The organism is Streptomyces specialis (assembly GCF_001493375.1).
GTDB lineage: Bacteria > Actinomycetota > Actinomycetes > Streptomycetales > Streptomycetaceae > Streptomyces > Streptomyces specialis.
The window spans coordinates 1-17168 of record NZ_LN929759.1 but is presented as its reverse complement, the minus strand read 5'-3'; the positions used below and the strand labels follow the sequence as shown (position 1 = coordinate 17168).

Here is a 17168-nt window from a genome sequence, read left to right as displayed (position 1 = left end):
GTCAGCAGGGGTCGCGCCAGGCGTCCAGGTCGAGGTGTTTGGCCATCGAGCTGAGGCCGAGAGAGATGGTCTCGGGGCAGAACTCGGCGGGCGGCAGGGCGTATTCGACGTGGAGGACCGCCTTGCCCGCGTCGATGAACGGGGTCAGGGCGGCGCACTCGCCGAACTCCGCGCACTCCTCGTTGACGGCGAAGTCGAAGTCGTCCACCAGCTCCGGGATCTGGGGCAGGTCGTTCTTCAGGCCGACCGACAGGCCGCGTTCGTGGGCCAGTTCCGCGATCACGCGGTTGTAGGCGAGCTGGTCGGCGGCGGTCAGGGGGAAGCCGGTCTCGTTGAGGTAGCCGTCGAGGAGGTCGGGTTCGACCGCGTCGAAGCCCTTGTCCCGGCACATGTCGAACCGTTCGGCCATCAGCGGGCGCAGGACGTCGATCCGCCGGATGTCCAGCCAGCGTTCGCCCTCCCAGCCGTTGCCCTCACCCAGCAGCTCCGGCGGGAAGTCACCGGCGTCGGGGCGGAAGTCCTCCCAGGCGCCCGCGTTGACGTAGCAGATCACCCGTACGTCCCGGTCGTGCAGCGCCGCCACGTCCGAGGCGGTGGACTCGAAGCCGTCGATGTCGTACACCGGGACGTCCACCGTCAGGTCGAGCCGGCCCGAGAGCTGCCACTGCCACTCCGTTCCCGGCTCGGGCCGCCAACGGGCCTCCTCGCGTGCGGAGTCCGGCGTGCCGGAGGCGCACGCGGCCGTCAGGAGCAGCGCGGCGGCCGGGGCGGCGGCACGCCGGACCCTCAGTCGAACCACCGGGCCGTCCGCAACTCCTCGGCGCGGGCCGGGTCCTCCAGCAGGGCGGCCAGCTCGAAGCGGCGCGGCCACTGGCCGGTGGCCCAGGCCAGGCCCGCCGCCAGGCCCTCGAACGTCGCCGCGTGCAGCGTCCCGTCCGGGGGCAGGCGCCAGTCCAGCTCGGTGCCGTCGATCACCAGCTCCTCGTGCTCCACGTACGTCGCGGGCGTCGCCGGGCCCAGGATGGCGCGGGCCTCGGCGGGCACGTCGCGCGGCGTGCCGCCCCCGGCGGGCGGCCCGGCCGGGACGGCGGCGCTCAGCGGGCGCACGTCCAGCACGGCGGCCAGGTCGGCGGCGCGTGCGGGCGGCACCGGCAGCAGCGGCCGTCCGGCGGCCAGCGGCAGCAGGTCGGGGGCGTCCGCGACCAGGGCCCCGGCGGCGTCCACGACGCGCGGCGTGCCGTCCACCACGGCGCGCAACTCGTCCGGCAGCGTCACCTCCTCCGGGTCCAGATCGGCCAGCAGCGCGTACAGGCCGTGGAGTTGGGAAGCCGTCACGGACACGTCCGGGTCGGCGAGGCGGGCCAGCAGGTCGGCCGCGCCGCCCGGTTCGGCCAGCAGCGCGCGGGCCGTGGTGCGCACCCCCAGGGCGTGCAGCACCTCCGCGTCGGCGTCCGCCGTGCCCGCGCCCTCGTACAGCCCCCCCAGCAGCGGGCCCCCGCCCGCCGACCGCGGCCCCGCCGGGCGGCGGCCGTCCAGCACCGGCGCGCCCCGCAGCCACCACGCGGTGTACGAACGGGCCCGCTCCACACCGCCGTCCGGCATCCGCACCCGCAACGGCGTGGTCAGCGCCTCGCGGAACGGCGGCCGGGACAGCAGCGACAGCACACGCGGCCACTGCCCGTCGTCCACCAGCTCCAGATCCCGCACGGCCACCACCTCGGCGGCGACCGGCGGCAACGGGCTGTCGCCGAGCGCGTCGAGAGTGTCCTCGCACCACACGTCCACCGCGTCCAGCAGGCCCACGTCGTCGGGTTCGGCGAACCCGGCGTCGCGCGGCTCCAGTTCGTCCGGGTCCAGAACGACGTCGGTCGCCCGTATCAACGCGAAGTCCGCCTGCACCCCGACGGCCGTCAGCGGCTGTTCGCCCCAGCGGGCGGCCAGCTCGGCGTCGCACGCGGCGAGTTCACCGTCGCGGATGACCTGCTGGAACAGGCTGTCCGGGTAGACCAGTTCACCGGCCGGGGTCAGCTCGCCGTCCTCGTCGGGCAGCGCCAGCGCGGCCAGCCAGGGCAGTTCGCCCGGCGCGAGGTCCGCGTCCCGCACCAGGCCGAGGACCGTCTCCGCCAACTCGGCGGCCGGCACGGCGTCCTCGTCCCACACGTCCAGGTCCGCCGACGCGGCGACGGCGGCCCGTACCTGCGGGGTGTCCAGCACCGCGCGGGGCGTCGCCGGGCTCGCGCCCAGCTTCTCCAGCAGCGGGTGCGCCGCGTCCGGGTGGGCGACCTTCAGCCCCAGGCGGCCCAGCCCGGCCGGCTCCGTCCCGGCGACCGGCAGCAGCACGCGGCGCGGCCCGATCGTCGTGCGCCCGTCCGCCAGCGGCACCGGCAGACCGTGCAGCAGCTCGGGATCGACGCCCGCCAGCGACTCGTACAGCCGCCACCACCAGGAGGGCGGGCGCTCGACGCCCGCCAGCCGGTCGATGATCTCGCCGAGCGGAACCCGCGCGACCTCCAGCACCCGCAGCTCGGCCCGCCGTTCCAGCCCGGCGGGCAGCAGCACGGGGAACAGCTCGGCGAGCACCGCCACGGTCTCGGCACCGGCCCGTTCGACCAGCTCGGCCTCGACCGGGCGCAGCGCGACGGGGATCTCGTCCCCGCTCTCGGTCACGGCCGCCTCGGTCGCCCCGGCCGCCGCCGCGCTCGGCAGGAACGCCGTGGACGGCAGCTTCCCCAGCAGCGACCGCCGCAGCGCGCCGTCGAGTTCGCCCCGGCCCAGCGGCCCCGGCACCAGACTCAGCGTGCCCGGGGTGACCGGCCGCCAGTCCGCCAGCAGCGCCGCGTACGCGTCGGCCGCGCGGCCGGTCAGGAAGTCCGTCAGCGGCCCCGGCGCCACATGGCGGCGGGTCGGCTCCAGCGGGAAACTCGCGATCAGCAGCGCGGGCAGCCCCAGCGGGTCGTCGGTCGGGGTCGGCGCGTGCACCACCGGCGGGCTCGGCGGCGGCGCCGGAGCACCCTCCGCATCCCCCGGAACGGCCCAGGTCACCGACCAGTGACGGCGCTCCCGCTCCTCCAGCGGCCGGTCCGCGAACAGCTCCGCACCCGCCTCGCCGCTGTCGGTGACGACCCGCCCGCGGGGGGAACGAACCGCGCTGCCCGCCGGTCCCGGCTCCTCGGTGATCTGCGTGTACGGGCCGAACTGGCGCCGCGTCAGCGTCCGCGCGCCCCCCGCCGTCTCGACGGTGACCCCGTCCAGACCCGGCAGCGTCAACAGCAGCGTGTCGCCCCCCGCGTCGAGCAGCCGCGTCGCCAGATCCTCCGCCGCCACGTCGCGCAGCGGCAGCGTGACCGCCGTGTCGTACCCCTCGGGCACCTCGGCGTGGGCCGTCGAGGGGAACGGCAGCCGCAGCAGCGGAACGGCGTGCCGCTGGCCCGCCCTGCGGTCCAGCTCGGCCAGCAGCCGTTCGTTCCCCCCGGCCGCCTCGCGCGCCAGCTCCGACGCCTCCGCCAGGGACCAGCGCACGCCGCCCGCCGCGCTCGCGATGGCCGGGGCGTCGGTGACGGCGAGCACGGCCGCGAAGCCGACGCCGAACCGGCCCACACCCACCGCCGTGCCGCGCTTCGCGGACGCCCGCAGCGTGGACAGCGACTCCACGCCCGCCGCGTCCAGCGGCGAGCCGGTGTTGGCGGCGACGAGCACCCCGTCACGCAGCGCGAGCCGCAGCCGCCCACGCTGCCCGGCGCGGGCGGCGGCGTCGGCGGCGTTCTGCGCCAGCTCGATGACCAGCCGGTCGCGGTAACCGCCCCGGGCCAGGTCCTCCTCCGCGTTGGCGTCCTCCCGGAACCGGGCCGGGGAATCGGTCCACGCGCTCAGCACGGCACGCCGCAGCCGCCCGGTGCCGAACGGATCGAACAGGTCGTCGGTGGTCACGGGTGCGACAGTACCGGTTGGTACAGGGCCGCTCGCACGAGCGGCTCCCGGGCTACAGGGGGTCGGCCGCGAGGTGGTCGATCACCGGGGGCGCCGGCTGGGCGGCCTTCGGGGTGACCGCCGCCTCCGAGTGCGCGCCGCAGCCGTACGCGAGCGAGACGACACGCCCGTCCGCCGGGGAGAACTCGTTGGCGCACACGCCGAACGCCTGCCGCAGCGCGCCCGCCATCGGCATCAGGAACCCGCAGCTCAGACAGCTCGCCGGGGCGGCCTGCGCCATCGGCGTCTCCGGCCCGAACTCCTCCTCCCAGCGGTCCGCGGCGTCCTGGAGCCCGTACCACGACAGCACCCGCCGCCGGCCGAGACCCAGCTCCCCCGCGATGTCCGCGACGCCGCCGCGCCGGATCAGCCCGGCCTCCTCGGCGTCCTCCTCCACGATCTCCTCGCCCGGCGGGGGCACGAACCCCGGCTCCAGACGCGGGTCGTCGCCCTCGGCCGGCAGCAGGTCCCCGGGACCGAGGTCACCGGGCCGCAGCCGCTCGCTCCACGGCACCCACTCCGGGGCCAGCAGCGCGTCGGGACCCGGCAGCAACGCCACCTCGTCGACCGTCACATAACGCGCCCGCGCGGCGCGGGCCACGGTGACGCCCCAGCGCCAGCCCGGATAGCCCGGCTCCTCACCGGCGAAGAAGTGGGTGACGAGCCGGTCGCCCTCGGCGACGGCCCCCAGGTACTCCCCCAGCGGATGCGGATGCGCGGCCTGCGCCGCGGCATCCCGCGCCAGCTCGACCGCCTCCGCGCACAACCGGTCAGGAACCTGACCACGCGGCCCGGCAGCCGCTCGAGCGTCGCTCACAGCATGCCCCCGATCGCTTCTCCGCTCGCGCGGCACAGCGCGGCCTCCAGTGATGCCTGCGGCCCGGCAGCCGCTCGAGCGTCGCTCACAGCATGCCCCCGATCGCTTCTCCGCTCGCGCGGCACAGCGCGGCCTCCAGTGATGCCTGCGGCCCGGCAGCCGCTCGAGCGTCGCTCACAAAAATCTCTCCTACGCCGCCATTGTCGCGTGCGGGCGCCTTGGGGATACCCCCGGGCGATGCCCGGGGAGAACGGGCCGACGGAGCGGACGCTGGGACCGCTGCGACGTCGGGCTGAACGAGGCAAGGCGCACCGTTCGCCCACGCTACCGCACGGGCCGGGGGGCCGTGCACGGACCGCGAAACAGCGATCTTCTCGTAAACCCCTGTAAAGGGGTGGTGAGAAGGAGGAACCGGCCCCCTTTCCTGCCCTTACGCTGGGGCCGTGGCTGCTGCTGGCGGTTCCTCCGAGCTTTCCTCCGGGCTGAAGACCCGGACCGGCTCCGGGCTGTTCCGGGTCGTGCGGGCGACCGGCCGCGCCATTCCCGGCGCGCCGATCGCGCTCGGCCGCCGCGTGCGCCGTCTCACGCACGCCCACGGCGCCGGCGAATCCGGGCTGGGGAAGCTGATCGAGCTGCACGCCGTGCACTCCGCCGGAGACATGCTCGTCACGATGGCGCTGGCCTCGACCATCTTCTTCTCGGTGCCCACCGACGAGGCGCGCGGCCGGGTCGCGCTGTATCTCGCCGTCACCATGGCCCCGTTCGTGCTCCTCGCGCCCGTGATCGGCCCGCTGCTCGACCGCCTCCCGCACGGCCGCCGCGCCGCGATGGCGGGCGCGCTGCTGGCGCGCGGCACGCTGGCGCTGGTGATCGCCGGCGCCGTCGCCGACGGCGGGATCGAGCTGTACCCGGCGGCCCTGGGCGTGATGGTCTGCTCGAAGGCGTACAACATCGTCCGGTCCGTCGCGGTGCCGCGTCTGCTGCCGGCCCGGATCTCGCTGGTCAAGGCGAACGCCAGGATCACGCTCACCGGCCTCATCGCGGCGGGCGCCGCCGCGCCCATCGGCCTGGGCCTGAACGCCATCGGCCAGCAGTGGCCGCTGTACGGCGCGTGCGCGTTCACCGTGATCGGCGCGATCCTCTCCTTCCGCCTGCCGCGCCGGGTGGACCTGGCCCGGGACGAGCGCAAGGTGCACGTGGCGGAACTGGCCGAGACCCGGGCCGGGATGGCGCGCGACGTGGAGGAGGGCCGGTCGGGCGGGGTGCTGCGCGGCCTGGACTCGCCGGTGTTCAAGGCGCTGCTGGCGAACGCCGGGATGCGGGCGCTCTCCGGCTTCCTGCTGTTCTACATGGCGTTCCTGCTGCGGAACGAGCCGCTGCCGGGCCTCACCGCCGCGTTCTCCCTCGGCGTCGTCGGCGTCGCGGCCGGTACCGGCAACGCGCTGGGCAACGTGCTGGGGAACTGGCTGCGCGATCGCGCCCCCGAGCTGATCCTGCTGATGGTGCTGCTCCTCGGGCTGTCCTGCACGGTCACGGCGGCGGTGAACTACACGGCCGCGACGGTCGTCGCCGTCTGCGCGGCGGCCGGGATCTGCCAGGCGCTGGGCAAGCTGTCGCTGGACGCGATCATCCAGCGGGACGTGCCGGAGGTCGTGCGGATCTCGGCGTTCGCCCGTTCCGAGACGACGCTCCAGTTGTCGTGGGTGGCGGGCGGCGCGATCGGGATCAGCCTGCCGCTGGACGGCAGGATCGGCATGGCGGTCGGCGCCGGGCTGGTGGGCGCCGGCACGGTCGTGACGATCAGAAGCCTGGTGAGGGCCGCGCGGCGCGGCACGCCGCACCCCCGCGTCAGGTGACCCTCGCGCGCGGGTTAACCTGCCCGCATGACTGCGTACGCCACGAAGTGCACCCGACGGCTGGGGGGCCGCCGGGCCGCCCGTACCTCCCTCGCCCTCGGCGCCGTCTCGCTGGGTCTGGTCGCGCTCTCCGCCTGCGACAAGCCGTCGCCCCACGCGAGCTTCACCGTCGGGACGAGCACCGAGTCGCACGAGGCCGCCGACGGCTGCTGGGAGGACGGCGAGGCGCTGGGCGCGGAGCAGGCGCAGTCCTGCGTGGAGAGCGAGGAGGGCGTGCCGGTGATCTCCGTGGAGACCGGCGACACGTTCCGTGTCGGCGTGGACCCGGAGATCGCCGAGACCGGCTGGCTGATCTTCTACGAGGGCCAGCCGTACGAGGCGGAGCCCTACACCACGACCTACGAGACGTTCTCCGTGGACGACCTGTACCAGGTCATGCGGCAGCAGTCGCCGGGCCAGGTGCCCGAGCGCGGGCCGCTGCGGATCGTCGTGGCGCAGGTGAGCGAGGACTACGACATGGAGGCCATCTGGTCGTCCGCGTCGCAGGAGGAGTACCAGGAGAAGCTGTTCGGCTCCTTCGAGGGCGTGTGGAACCTCGAACTGGAACCCCAGGACTGACGGCGGCCCGACGCGTATGACGGGCCTGACGCGCGTACTGGTCGTCACCGCCGTCCCCGCCGAGCGCGACGCGGTGACGCGTTCCGTCGCCCGGGGCGGCGTGCCGCTGCCGGGCGTGCGGCCCGAGGTGCTGCGGGTGTGCCCGGCGCGCACCCGGGTCGTGGTGGACGCGGTCGCCGCCGGGGCGGGCCCGGCCGCCGCCGCCGCGGGCACCGCGACGTCGCTGGCGCTGGGGCCCGGCCGCGGCGAACCGTACGATCTGGTGGTCTCGGCGGGCATCGCGGGCGGGTTCGCCCCTTATGCCGCCGTCGGGGCCACGGTGGTGGCGTCCGCCGTCCTGGCGGCCGATCTCGGTGTGCGGACGACCGGCGGCTTCTCCGACATGGCCGAACTCGGCTTCGGCGTCGTCGCCCACGGGCCGCCCGCCGCGCTCGCGGAGTCGGCCGCCGCCGCGCTGGGCGCCGTGTACGGACCGGTGCTGACCGTCTCGACGGTCACCGGCACCGCCGACCGCGCCACCGAGCTGGCGGCGCGGCACGAGGGCGCGGTGGCCGAGGCGATGGAGGGGTTCGGGGTGGCGACGGCCGCCTCGCTGCACGGCGTCCCGGTGCTGGAGATCCGTTCCGTCTCCAACGCCGTGGGCCCGCGTGACCGCGCCGCCTGGCGCGTCCCGGAGGCGCTGCGCGCGCTGACGGACGCGTGCGCGGCGCTGTGGCCGGTACTCGACACCTGGAAGGACCGTGAGGGACCGTGGCCGACGCAGGAGACCGTGAGGGACGCGACGCGCGGCGGGAGTCCGGGCCGCCCCTGAGCATCGCGTACTCGCCCTGCCCCAACGACACGTTCGTCTTCCACGCCTGGGCCCACGGCCTGGTGCCGGACGCGCCCGCCCCGGAGGTGACGTTCGCGGACATCGACATCACCAACGGGCTGGCCGAGCGCGGCGAGGGCGACCTCCTCAAGGTGTCCTACGCGGTGCTGCCGTGGGTCCTCGACACGTACACGCTGCTGCCCTGCGGCGGGGCGCTCGGGCGCGGCTGCGGGCCGCTGGTGCTGGCGCCGGGCCCGATGGAGCCGGCCTCGCTGGCGGGCAAGAGCGTCGCGGTCCCCGGTGAACGGTCCACCGCCTACCTGCTGTTCAGGCTGTGGGCGGCGGCCCGGGTGCCGGGCGGGATCGGCGAGGTGCGGGTGATGCCGTTCCACGAGATCATGCCCGCCGTGCGCGACGGGCGGGTGGACGCGGGCCTGGTGATCCACGAGGCGCGGTTCACCTACCCGCGCTTCGGGCTCCATCAGCTCGCGGACATGGGGGAGTTCTGGGAGGAGACGACCGGGCACCCCATCCCGCTGGGCGCGATCATCGCCAAGCGGTCGCTGGGGGCGGAGCGGCTGCGGCAGGTGACCGCCGCCATCAGGGCGTCGGTGCGCCACGCGTGGGCCGATCCGGCGGCGAGCCAGGACTACGTGCTGCGGCACGCGCAGGAGATGGACCCGGCGGTGGCGGACGCCCATATCGGGCTGTACGTCAACGAGTTCACCGCCGAGCTGGGCGAGGCCGGCTACGCGGCGGTGCGGGAGCTGCTGACCCGCGCGGCCGACGAGGGACTGGTGCCGCGCGTGCCGGAGGAACGGCTGCGGCCGTCAGACGTCTAGCTGGTCCGCGACGGCGCGGAGCATGCCGGCGATCTTCCGGCCGTTCTGCCGGTCGGGGTACCGGCCGCGTTCGAGCTGCTGGGAGACGCCGTCCAGAAGCGTGGTGAGGTCCTGGACGATGGAGGCCAGCTCGTCCGGCTTGCGCCGCTGCGCGGCGGCGACGGAGGGCACGGGGTCCAGCAGCGTGACCGACAGGGCCTGGTCCCCGCGCTGGCCGGCGACGACGCCGAACTCGACGCGCTGACCGGGCTTCAGGACGTCCACGCCGCTGGGCAACGCGGAGGAGTGCACGAAGACATCGCCGCCGTCGTCGCGGGAGAGGAAGCCGAAGCCCTTCTCGCTGTTGAACCACTTGACCTTGCCGGTAGGCACGTGTCCTCGTCCTCGCACTCGTTCCACAACAATGGGGCGGGCCGCAGCCGGACCCGCCACCTCCCAGGCTAATCGCCCCCGGCCCGGTGACAAGATGCCGCCGGGCCGTTTCGGAGGATCACTGCCCCCGGGTCACGGCGAGTATGCGCGGGTGCGACCCTGGACGGGTGAGTGGAAACGGAAGCAGGCCGGGAGACGTGCTGGTGCGCGTGGGTGGCGTCGTCTTCGCCGTCGGCGCGGTCGCGACGCTGATCACGGTGATCCCGCTGTTCATCGGGGCGGACCCGCTGCCGACGGCGGCGTACGTGGTGTCGATGCTGATGGGTGTCGGGTTCCTGATCGCCGGTGCCGGGCTGGTCCGGTCGATCGGGCACCAGCGGCGGGCCGACCGGGCGGCTCAGGCGCGTTCGGCCAGGTAGCCGTCGAACCAGGCCGGGAAACCGGTGAGGTCGGGCAGCACCACATCGGCGCCCGCGTCGCGCAGCTCCGCCTCGGAGCACGGGCCGGTCGGCACGGCGACCGACAGCGCGCCGGCGGCCCGCGCGCCGCGCACGTCGCCGGTGTGGTCCCCGACGTAGACGGCCGCGTCGTGGGCGCGCAGCGCCTCGGCCTTGGCCTCGGCCCACAGCGAGCCGATGACGGCGTCCGGCGCGAGGCCGAGGTGTTCGACGTGCAGCTTGGCGTTCTGCTCGTACTTGGCGGTCACGACGATGGCCCGGCCGCCTCGGCGGCGCACGGCGTCGATGGCGTCGGCCGCGCCGGGCATGGCCTCGATGGCGCGGACGGCGTGGGTCACGTACAGCGCGCGGTACCGGTCGCCGGCCGCCGGGATGTCGGCGGCGGGGAACCAGTGGGCGAGTTCCTCCTCCAGCGGCGGCCCGAGGCGGGTGATGGCCAGGTCGGCGTCCACGTGGACCCCGGTCTCCGCGGAGAGCGCCTCGTAGGCCGCCTTGATGCCGGGCCGTGAGTCGATGAGGGTCATGTCGAGGTCGAATCCCACGGTGGGGGCGGGCGTTCGCGGAAGGGTCTGCGGAGAAGGCGGCATGCCGCTATTGTGCCTCCAGCACATCCGTCTGGTTAGGATCGCCTAACCTAACTCGGCCGTCAGTTGTCGCCCGTCCATGCCCGCTCGACCTCGGGGACCCGCAGGATGCAAGCAGTTGAGACTCCGCCGCGCCCGCGCGCCCGTTCGCGGATCGGTCCGGTGACCGCCACGGCGTTGGGCGTGGGCCTGGCCGTGCTGCTGAGCCTGGCCGTGGGCAGCCGTTCCGTCGCGCCGGACGAGGTGTGGCGGGCGCTGTTCGGCGACAGCGCCGGGCCGGACGCGGAGGTCGTGACCGAACTGCGGCTGCCGCGCACGCTGATCGGGCTGATGGTCGGCGCGGCGCTCGGGATGGCGGGCGCGGTGATGCAGGGCCTGACCCGCAACCCGATCGCGGAGCCCGGCATCCTCGGCGTCAGCCAGGGCGCGTCGGTCGCCGTGGTCCTCGCCATCGCCTACGCCGGGGTCCACACCCTGGCCGGCTACGTCTGGTACGCCTTCGCCGGGGCCGGGATCGCGGCCGTCGCCGTGTACGCGGTCTCGGCGCGCGGCCGGGAGGGCGCGACGCCGGTGAAGCTGGCCCTGGCGGGCGCCGCGATCAACGCGCTGCTCGCCTCGGTCGTCGCGGGGGTGCTGACGACGCAGGCGTCGACGCTGGACGAGTTCAGGTTCTGGCAGATCGGCTCGCTCTCGGGCCGGGACGCGGAGATCGCCGCGCAGATCTGGCCGTTCCTGCTGGCCGGTACGGTCCTGGTCGCCGCGGCGGCCCGGGGCCTGGACGCGCTGGCGCTCGGTGACGACGTGGCGCGCGGCCTCGGGCAGAACGTGGCGCTGGTCCGGATCACCGGCGGCCTGGGCGCGGCGGTGCTCACCGGGGTGGGCGTCGCGGCGGCCGGGCCGATCGCGTTCGTGGGGCTGGCCGTCCCGCACATCGCGCGTGCCCTGGTGGGCGGTTCGCACCGCTGGCTGCTGCCGATGTCGGCGCTGCTGGGCCCGGTGGTGCTGCTGCTGTCCGACGTGGCCGGCCGGATCATCTTCCCGCCCTCCGAGGTCCCGGCGGGCGTGACGACGGCCCTGGTCGGGGTCCCCTTCCTGGTCTATCTGGTCCGCCGGACAGGAGGCGCGCAGTGACCGTCACCACTCCTCCTCCTTCGGGGACGGCGCAGTCGCCCGCCGGGTACGCCGTGGCGCGGGGGCGTTCCGCGTCGTTCCTCGTCCACCGGCGGGCCGCCGTCGTCGCGTGCCTGCTGCTGATCGGGCTCGCCGGGGCATGCCTGGCGGCGCTCTGCCTCGGCGAGTCCACCGTCGCGCCGGAGCAGGCGGTGCGCGTGGTGTTCGGGCTGTCGTCCACCGACGAGTTCGTCGTCGGCACGCTGCGGCTGCCGCGCCTGACGGTCGGGCTGCTCGTCGGGGCCGCGCTGGGCGTCGCCGGGGCGCTGATCCAGACGGTCGCCCGCAACCCGCTCGCCAGCCCCGACGTCATCGGCGTCACCCACGGCGCCTCGGCGCTGACGGTCGGCGCGCTGACGTACGGCGTCGGGTCCGCGACCGTTCTGCCGTACTGGTCGGTCGGGGGCGGGCTGTTGGCCGCCGGGCTGGTGTATCTCTTCGCGTGGCGCGGCGGGTTGCACGCGGTGCGGTTCGTGCTGATCGGCATCGGCTTCGCCGTCGCGCTCCGCTCCCTGACCCAACTGTTCATCACCAAGGCCGACTTCCAGGTCGCCCAGCAGGCCGCCGTGTGGATGACCGGCTCGCTCAACGGGCGCGGCTACCAGGAGGCCGAGCCGCTCGCCTGGGCGCTGCTGCTCCTGCTGCCCGCCGTGCTCTGGGCCGCCCGCGCGCAGCGGACCGTCGTGCTGGACGACGACACGGCCACCGCGCTCGGTGTCCGGCTCGGGCCGGTCCGGCTGGCGCTGGCCACCCTCGGCGTGCTGCTCGCCGCGCTGGCGACCGGCGCCGCCGGGCCCGTGGACTTCGTGGCGCTGCTGGCGCCGCAGATCGCCCGCCGCCTGACCCGTACCGCGCAGATCCCGCTGCTCTGCTCGGCGCTCGCGGGCGCGCTCATCACCGTTCTGGCCGATGTGCCGGCGCGGGTGCTGTTCTCCCCCACCGAGCTGCCCGTCGGCGTCGTCACGGCGGCGATCGGCGCTCCGTACCTGCTCTGGCTCATCGTCAACACCCGCAGTGGAGGCCGCGCGTGAACGACCAACGGCAGCATCACCGGCTCAGCGCCCGCGATCTGACGCTGGGTTACGACGAGTCCCGCGCCGCCGTCGTCGAGGGGCTGAACCTGGACATCCCGGACGGCGAGGTGACCGTCATCGTCGGGCCCAACGCCTGCGGCAAGTCGACCACGTTGCGCGCCATGGGCCGGCTGCTGAAGCCGCGCGGCGGCGCGGTGCTGCTCGACGGGCAGGAGCTGTCGCGGGTGCCGACCCGGCGGATCGCGCAGACGCTCGGGCTGCTGCCGCAGTCGCCGGTGGCGCCCGAGGCGATCACCGTCACCGATCTGGTCTCGCGCGGGCGGCAGCCGCACCAACGGTGGTGGCAGCAGTGGTCCGAGGCCGACGAACGGGCGGTGACCGGGGCGATGGCGCTGACAGACGTCACCGCGCTGGCGGACCGGCCGGTCGACGCGCTGTCGGGCGGCCAGCGGCAGCGGGTGTGGATCGCGATGGCGCTGGCACAGGACACGGACCTGCTGCTGCTGGACGAGCCCACCACGTTCCTCGACATCGCCCATCAGGTCGAAGTCCTGAACCTGGTCCGCCAGTTGGAGCGGACCGTCGTCACCGTGCTGCACGACTTGAACCAAGCCGCGCGGTACGCCGACTACTTGGTCGCCATGAAGGCCGGCCGCATCGTCGCCGCCGGACGACCCGACGACGTCGTCACCGCCGAACTGGTCCACGAGGTGTTCGGCCTGGAGGCGATCGTCATCCCCGACCCGGTCACCGGCTCCCCGCTCGTCGTCCCCGGCGCACCTGTCCCCGGCCCGCGTTCCGCGGGCACCTCGCACATGAGAAAGGCACCCATCACATGAACCGCCGCATCACCGCCGCCATCGCCGTCGCGCTGGCCACCACCCTCGGCCTCGGCGCCTGCAGCAGCGACGACTCCTCCGACGCCAACGACGGATCCGGCGACGGAGGCACCAGAACCGTCGAGACGGCGATGGGCCCGGTCGAGGTGCCCGAGAACCCGCAGCGCGTCGTGGTCCTGGACACGGCGGAGCTGGACAGCCTGATCACGCTGGGCGTCACCCCGGTCGGCGCCGTCCAGGCGGACGTCAACGCCGAGTTCCTCACCTACCTGCCCGAGGACCAGTTGGCCGGCATCGAGAACGTCGGCCAGATCGCCGCCCCCAACCTGGAGGCGATCAACGAGCTGGACCCCGACCTCATCATCGGCAGCAAGGTCCGCGACGAGCAGCGCTACGACGAGCTGTCCGCGATCGCCCCGACCGTCTTCACCGAGACCGTGGGCGCGCCCTGGAAGGAGAACTTCCTGGTGCACGCCGACGCGCTGAACAAGACGGAGGAGGCCGAGGCCGTCGTCGCCGAGTACGAGGCGCACGTCGCCGAGGTGACCGAGGCCATCGGCGGCGCGGAGGTCGCGGCGGACACCGAGGTGAGCATGCTGCGCTTCATCGAGGGCGGCAACACCCGGCTCTACGGCCGCGAGAACTACATCGGCACCATCCTGGAGGACGTCGGCCTCGGCCGTCCCGCCATCGCGGACGAGGCCGAGGACGGCTTCGCGGTCGAGGTCAGCCCCGAGCAGGTCGACCAGGCCGACGGTGACGTCATCTTCTACACCTCCTACGGCGCCGCCGACGCGTCCGGCGAGCAGGAAGCGGTCGGCGGCCCCCTGTGGGACGACCTGACGGCCGTCCAGAACGACCGCGCCTTCCACGTGGACGACCAGCTCTGGTTCCTCGGCATCGGCTACACGGCCGCCGAGCAGATCCTCGACGAGCTGGAGGGCTACCTGGCCGCCGAGTGAGGCGGCTCCTTCCCGGGCCCGGGAAGGGGTGACGGGCGGGGGCGCGGCGGGGAAGACTACTGTCCACAGGATGTGGACGGCCGGTGCGCGCTCCCGCCTTTCCCGTCTCCGCCTTCCCGCTTCGCCTTCCCGCCCGCGAGGAGACCCGACGTGACCGTCCCCGGTTTCGGCAGACCGATCCCGCCGCCGCCCACGCGTCCGCCGACCGCCGGCCTGCCGCGCGACCCGCGGGTCGCGGCGACCGCCGCGCTGCTCAACCTCAGTGGCGTGGGCGCCGGTTACCTGTACCTGCGGCGGTGGCGGCGGGCGATCCCGAGCTGGATCGCCACCGGGGCGCTGCTGCGGGCCGCGCTGCCCGTCGAGGCCGACGGCATACCCGGGCTCTGGCCCGTGCTGTACGCGGGGTGGCTGGTGCTGACCGCGCTGGACGGGTGGCGGCTGGCTGGGCCCGCCCCCGTCGCGGGGCGGGGGCCGTGGCTGCCGCTGACCGCCGGGGTGCTGCTGCTGGCGGGGCCCGCCACGGCCGGCGTGTTCTTCGGCCGCGCCCGCGAGCAGGCGCTGGAGGACGACCTCACCGAACGCCTCGTCGCCGCCGACGCGTTGGTGGGGCGGGCGGCCGGGGAGCCGTTCACGGTGGCCGAGGACTCCTACCGCTCGGCGCTCACCGAGTACCTCGCCGTGCGGGCCGACCATCCGGAGACCGACGCGGCCGGCACGGTGCCGGACCACGTGGACGACCTCTACCGGCGGGCCACCGGCGGAGGTTCGGCGGACGACCCGTGTGCCGTGCTCGATCCGCTGCGGTTCTTCCGGGAGTTGCCCGGCGAGTTCGACGACAGCGAGGCCGACCGGCTGGCGGAGCGCGCCGTCGAGGCGCTGCCCGAGCCGCTGCACGGCTGCGGGCTGCTGCGCGCCGACGGGTCCGGGGTGGCGGCGGCCGAGGCGCCGCTGACCGAACTGCTCGCGGACCACGCGGACTCGGCGTACGCGACCGGGCTGCCGGACGAGCTGGGCGAACGGCAGCGCGCCGCGATCGGGGCGCTGGCGGAGGAGGCGCCCTGCGAGGCGCTGGAGCGGCTGCGGTCACTCAACGAGCTGCTCGGCGCGCTGCCGGGCGAGGCGTTCTCGCGGATGGCCGCCGAGGGCCAGGAGCCCGTGCCCGAGGGGCTGTACCAGTGCGGCACCGACCGCTTCCTGGCGGGCGCCTTCACCGACGCCGGGGAGACGCTGACCGAACTCGTCGACGAACACCCCGGCCACCAACGCGTGGACCGGGCCGGGGACATCCTGATCGCCGCCCGCATCGCGGAGCACATGCCCGCCGCCGGGGCCGAGCTGCCCCCGGACCCCGGCTCGGCGAGCGGCCCGACGATCACGGTCGAGGTGTTCAACGACTCCCCGTACGAGCTGGAGTTGCTCTACACCGGCCCGCGCACCGGCTCGGAACGGGTCGGGGCGTGCGACGGCTGCTCCCTCTACCCGGCCGACCCCGGCGACAGCGCGTGCGCGGACAGCGGCATCGACTACCCGAGCACCACGCTCGAACTCCCGGTCGGTGACTACTGGTTCCTCCACCAGTCCCCCGGGCAGGCGACCAGCCCGCTGGTCGAGGCCGACACGTTCGAGCCCGACTACATCTACACCTACTGCTCGTACATCACCGAGGACGACCTGCTGCCCGGCGGCGGCACCGACATCTGAACGGATCCGCGGTACTCGCCCGGCGGAACGCCGTAGGCGGCGCGGAACGCGCGGCTGAACGCGGAGGCGTCGCTGAAGCCCCAGCGCCGCGCGATCTCGCCGACCCGGACCGCCGCGAGGGCGGGGTCGGCCAGGTCGCGGCGGCTGCCGTCGAGGCGCTGGCCGCGGATCCACGCCTGCACGCTGAGCTGATGCTGCTGGAAGAGCCGGTGCAGGTAACGGACGGAGATGTGGTGGGCGGCGGCGATCACGGCGGGCGACAGCCCGGGGTCGCTCAAGTGCCGGCGGACGAACCCCTGGACGCGCAGGAACAGCACGCGCTGCCGGGACTCGGCCGGCAGGGAGGTGTGCGCCTCCGCGTGGTGGGCCAGCCACGCGCCGACCAGATCGGTCAGCACCGTGCCCAGCCGCAGCGCGTCGGCGGGCCGGCACGGGCGCGGGTCGGTCGCCAGCCCGGTGAGGAACTGGGCGAGCAGCGCGCCGATGCCCTCGCGGCCGGACAGCCGCGTCGCGACCAGCCGTTCCGCCGCCCGCGCGGACAGCGGCAGGGCGGACCGCGGCACATGGGCCGACACGGTGGCGGCCTGGCCGCCGTCGGACGAGATCCGGGTGTCGTACGGCCGGGACGAGGACAGCAGCGTCAAGTCGTAGGGCCACAACGTGGCTTCGCGGCCGGACTGGGCGACGGTGTGCCGTCCGCGCAGCATCAGGCCCACGACGAACAGCTCGGGGTCGGAACGGCGGATCGTGGCCGGGGTGCGCTCCGCCCGCAGCGAGGCGTAGCTCATGCGGTTGACGTTCGCCGAGCCGAGTTCGAGGACCCGCGCCGACGCCCTGAACCTGTCCCTCCGCTCGCAGGACAGCACGGTGGGCATGACGACGCCGCGCGTCAACTCGTACCAGGCGTCCCAGCGTTCGTCCGGTGCCAGCCGATCGGTGTCGAACACCTCGCGCAGCACGGAACGCCCCCCTCCCCCGCCGGTCCGCCCCCCGGGCCGGCGGGGGCGGGGGGCGTTCCGTGCTGCGGCCGTCTCTTATACACCTCTCACCCTACACCTCTGACGCTCGCTGGAGGACTGGGGTGTTGGGCGGTCCTTAGAAGAACATGCGACTCCACCACGCCGAGAGATCCAGCGTG

16 protein-coding genes are annotated in these 17168 nt (G+C 74.7%); 10 read left to right on the top strand and 6 right to left on the bottom strand.

What is annotated here, in order from left to right; translation table 11 throughout:
- Position 1: 1 nt before the first annotated feature.
- Genes BN2279_RS02755 through BN2279_RS02745 form a run of 3 tightly spaced genes read right to left on the bottom strand, consistent with a single transcriptional unit; the run spans position 2 to position 4783 of the window.
- A complete protein-coding gene (locus BN2279_RS02755; protein WP_059006100.1) occupies positions 2-799 on the bottom strand; it encodes an endo alpha-1,4 polygalactosaminidase in 798 nt (265 codons plus the stop codon).
- Positions 787-3927: a sacsin N-terminal ATP-binding-like domain-containing protein gene (locus tag BN2279_RS02750; RefSeq protein WP_059006099.1), complete on the bottom strand. Its 3141-nt coding sequence runs from the start codon at positions 3925-3927 to the stop codon at positions 787-789. Before BN2279_RS02750 ends, BN2279_RS02755 begins: the two co-directional genes overlap by 13 nt.
- Before the next feature lie 52 nt (positions 3928-3979).
- Positions 3980-4783: a DUF3027 domain-containing protein gene (locus tag BN2279_RS02745; protein ID WP_079031772.1), complete on the bottom strand. Its 804-nt coding sequence runs from the start codon at positions 4781-4783 to the stop codon at positions 3980-3982.
- Between the two features lie 443 nt (positions 4784-5226).
- Between BN2279_RS02745 and BN2279_RS02740 the strand changes: the two genes are divergently transcribed.
- Genes BN2279_RS02740 through BN2279_RS02725 form a run of 4 tightly spaced genes read left to right on the top strand, consistent with a single transcriptional unit; the run spans position 5227 to position 8910 of the window.
- Complete coding sequence (locus tag BN2279_RS02740; RefSeq protein ID WP_407702182.1) at positions 5227-6639, top strand: MFS transporter; 1413 nt, start codon at positions 5227-5229, stop codon at positions 6637-6639.
- 27 nt (positions 6640-6666) lie between these two features.
- Positions 6667-7257: a hypothetical protein gene (locus BN2279_RS02735; protein ID WP_059006097.1), complete on the top strand. Its 591-nt coding sequence runs from the start codon at positions 6667-6669 to the stop codon at positions 7255-7257.
- A gap of 16 nt (positions 7258-7273) precedes the next feature.
- Positions 7274-8068, top strand: a complete 795-nt coding sequence (locus BN2279_RS02730; RefSeq protein WP_079031771.1) for a futalosine hydrolase — start codon at positions 7274-7276, stop codon at positions 8066-8068.
- Positions 8008-8910, top strand: coding sequence for a 1,4-dihydroxy-6-naphtoate synthase (locus BN2279_RS02725; protein ID WP_059006096.1), 903 nt, complete (start codon positions 8008-8010; stop codon positions 8908-8910). The genes BN2279_RS02730 and BN2279_RS02725 overlap by 61 nt, the downstream gene beginning before the upstream one ends.
- Here BN2279_RS02725 and BN2279_RS31130 read toward each other — a convergent pair.
- On the bottom strand, positions 8899-9282 hold the full coding sequence (locus BN2279_RS31130) for a cold-shock protein (RefSeq protein ID WP_059006095.1): 384 nt from the start codon (positions 9280-9282) through the stop codon (positions 8899-8901). The genes BN2279_RS02725 and BN2279_RS31130 overlap by 12 nt on opposite strands.
- A 143-nt stretch (positions 9283-9425) precedes the next feature.
- Between BN2279_RS31130 and BN2279_RS02715 the strand changes: the two genes are divergently transcribed.
- Positions 9426-9701 (top strand): hypothetical protein, encoded by a 276-nt coding sequence (locus BN2279_RS02715; RefSeq protein WP_059006094.1) that lies wholly within the window; start codon positions 9426-9428, stop codon positions 9699-9701.
- Here the strand turns inward: BN2279_RS02715 and BN2279_RS02710 are convergent.
- Complete coding sequence (locus BN2279_RS02710; RefSeq protein ID WP_059006093.1) at positions 9680-10327, bottom strand: HAD family hydrolase; 648 nt, start codon at positions 10325-10327, stop codon at positions 9680-9682. The genes BN2279_RS02715 and BN2279_RS02710 overlap by 22 nt on opposite strands.
- A gap of 105 nt (positions 10328-10432) precedes the next feature.
- Between BN2279_RS02710 and BN2279_RS02705 the strand changes: the two genes are divergently transcribed.
- The 5 genes from BN2279_RS02705 (at position 10433) to BN2279_RS02685 (ending at position 16030) form a co-directional block, all read left to right on the top strand.
- A complete protein-coding gene (locus tag BN2279_RS02705) occupies positions 10433-11455 on the top strand; it encodes a FecCD family ABC transporter permease (RefSeq protein ID WP_059006092.1) in 1023 nt (340 codons plus the stop codon).
- Positions 11452-12525 (top strand): FecCD family ABC transporter permease, encoded by a 1074-nt coding sequence (locus tag BN2279_RS02700; RefSeq protein WP_059006091.1) that lies wholly within the window; start codon positions 11452-11454, stop codon positions 12523-12525. The genes BN2279_RS02705 and BN2279_RS02700 overlap by 4 nt, the downstream gene beginning before the upstream one ends.
- On the top strand, positions 12522-13367 hold the full coding sequence (locus BN2279_RS02695; protein ID WP_059006090.1) for an ABC transporter ATP-binding protein: 846 nt from the start codon (positions 12522-12524) through the stop codon (positions 13365-13367). Before BN2279_RS02700 ends, BN2279_RS02695 begins: the two co-directional genes overlap by 4 nt.
- Positions 13364-14329 carry an ABC transporter substrate-binding protein gene (locus tag BN2279_RS02690; protein ID WP_059006089.1) on the top strand — a complete coding sequence of 322 codons (966 nt, stop codon included), beginning with the start codon at positions 13364-13366 and terminating at the stop codon, positions 14327-14329. The genes BN2279_RS02695 and BN2279_RS02690 overlap by 4 nt, the downstream gene beginning before the upstream one ends.
- 150 nt (positions 14330-14479) lie before the next feature.
- A complete protein-coding gene (locus BN2279_RS02685; protein ID WP_059006088.1) occupies positions 14480-16030 on the top strand; it encodes a hypothetical protein in 1551 nt (516 codons plus the stop codon).
- Here the strand turns inward: BN2279_RS02685 and BN2279_RS02680 are convergent.
- Positions 15973-16989 carry an AraC-like ligand-binding domain-containing protein gene (locus BN2279_RS02680; RefSeq protein WP_079031770.1) on the bottom strand — a complete coding sequence of 339 codons (1017 nt, stop codon included), beginning with the start codon at positions 16987-16989 and terminating at the stop codon, positions 15973-15975. The genes BN2279_RS02685 and BN2279_RS02680 overlap by 58 nt on opposite strands.
- Between the last annotated feature and the right edge of the window lie 179 nt (positions 16990-17168).

What these genes read in the sequence shown, in the direction of transcription:
- BN2279_RS02710 (WP_059006093.1), bottom strand. Translation starts at nt 10,327, where the DNA reads ATGCCGCCTTCTCCGCAGACCCTTCCGCGAACGCCCGCCCCCACCGTG.
- BN2279_RS02730 (WP_079031771.1), top strand. Translation starts at nt 7,274, where the DNA reads ATGACGGGCCTGACGCGCGTACTGGTCGTCACCGCCGTCCCCGCCGAG.
- BN2279_RS02715 (WP_059006094.1), top strand. Translation starts at nt 9,426, where the DNA reads ATGCGCGGGTGCGACCCTGGACGGGTGAGTGGAAACGGAAGCAGGCCG.
- BN2279_RS02690 (WP_059006089.1), top strand. Translation starts at nt 13,364, where the DNA reads ATGAACCGCCGCATCACCGCCGCCATCGCCGTCGCGCTGGCCACCACC.
- BN2279_RS02705 (WP_059006092.1), top strand. Translation starts at nt 10,433, where the DNA reads ATGCAAGCAGTTGAGACTCCGCCGCGCCCGCGCGCCCGTTCGCGGATC.
- BN2279_RS02735 (WP_059006097.1), top strand. Translation starts at nt 6,667, where the DNA reads ATGACTGCGTACGCCACGAAGTGCACCCGACGGCTGGGGGGCCGCCGG.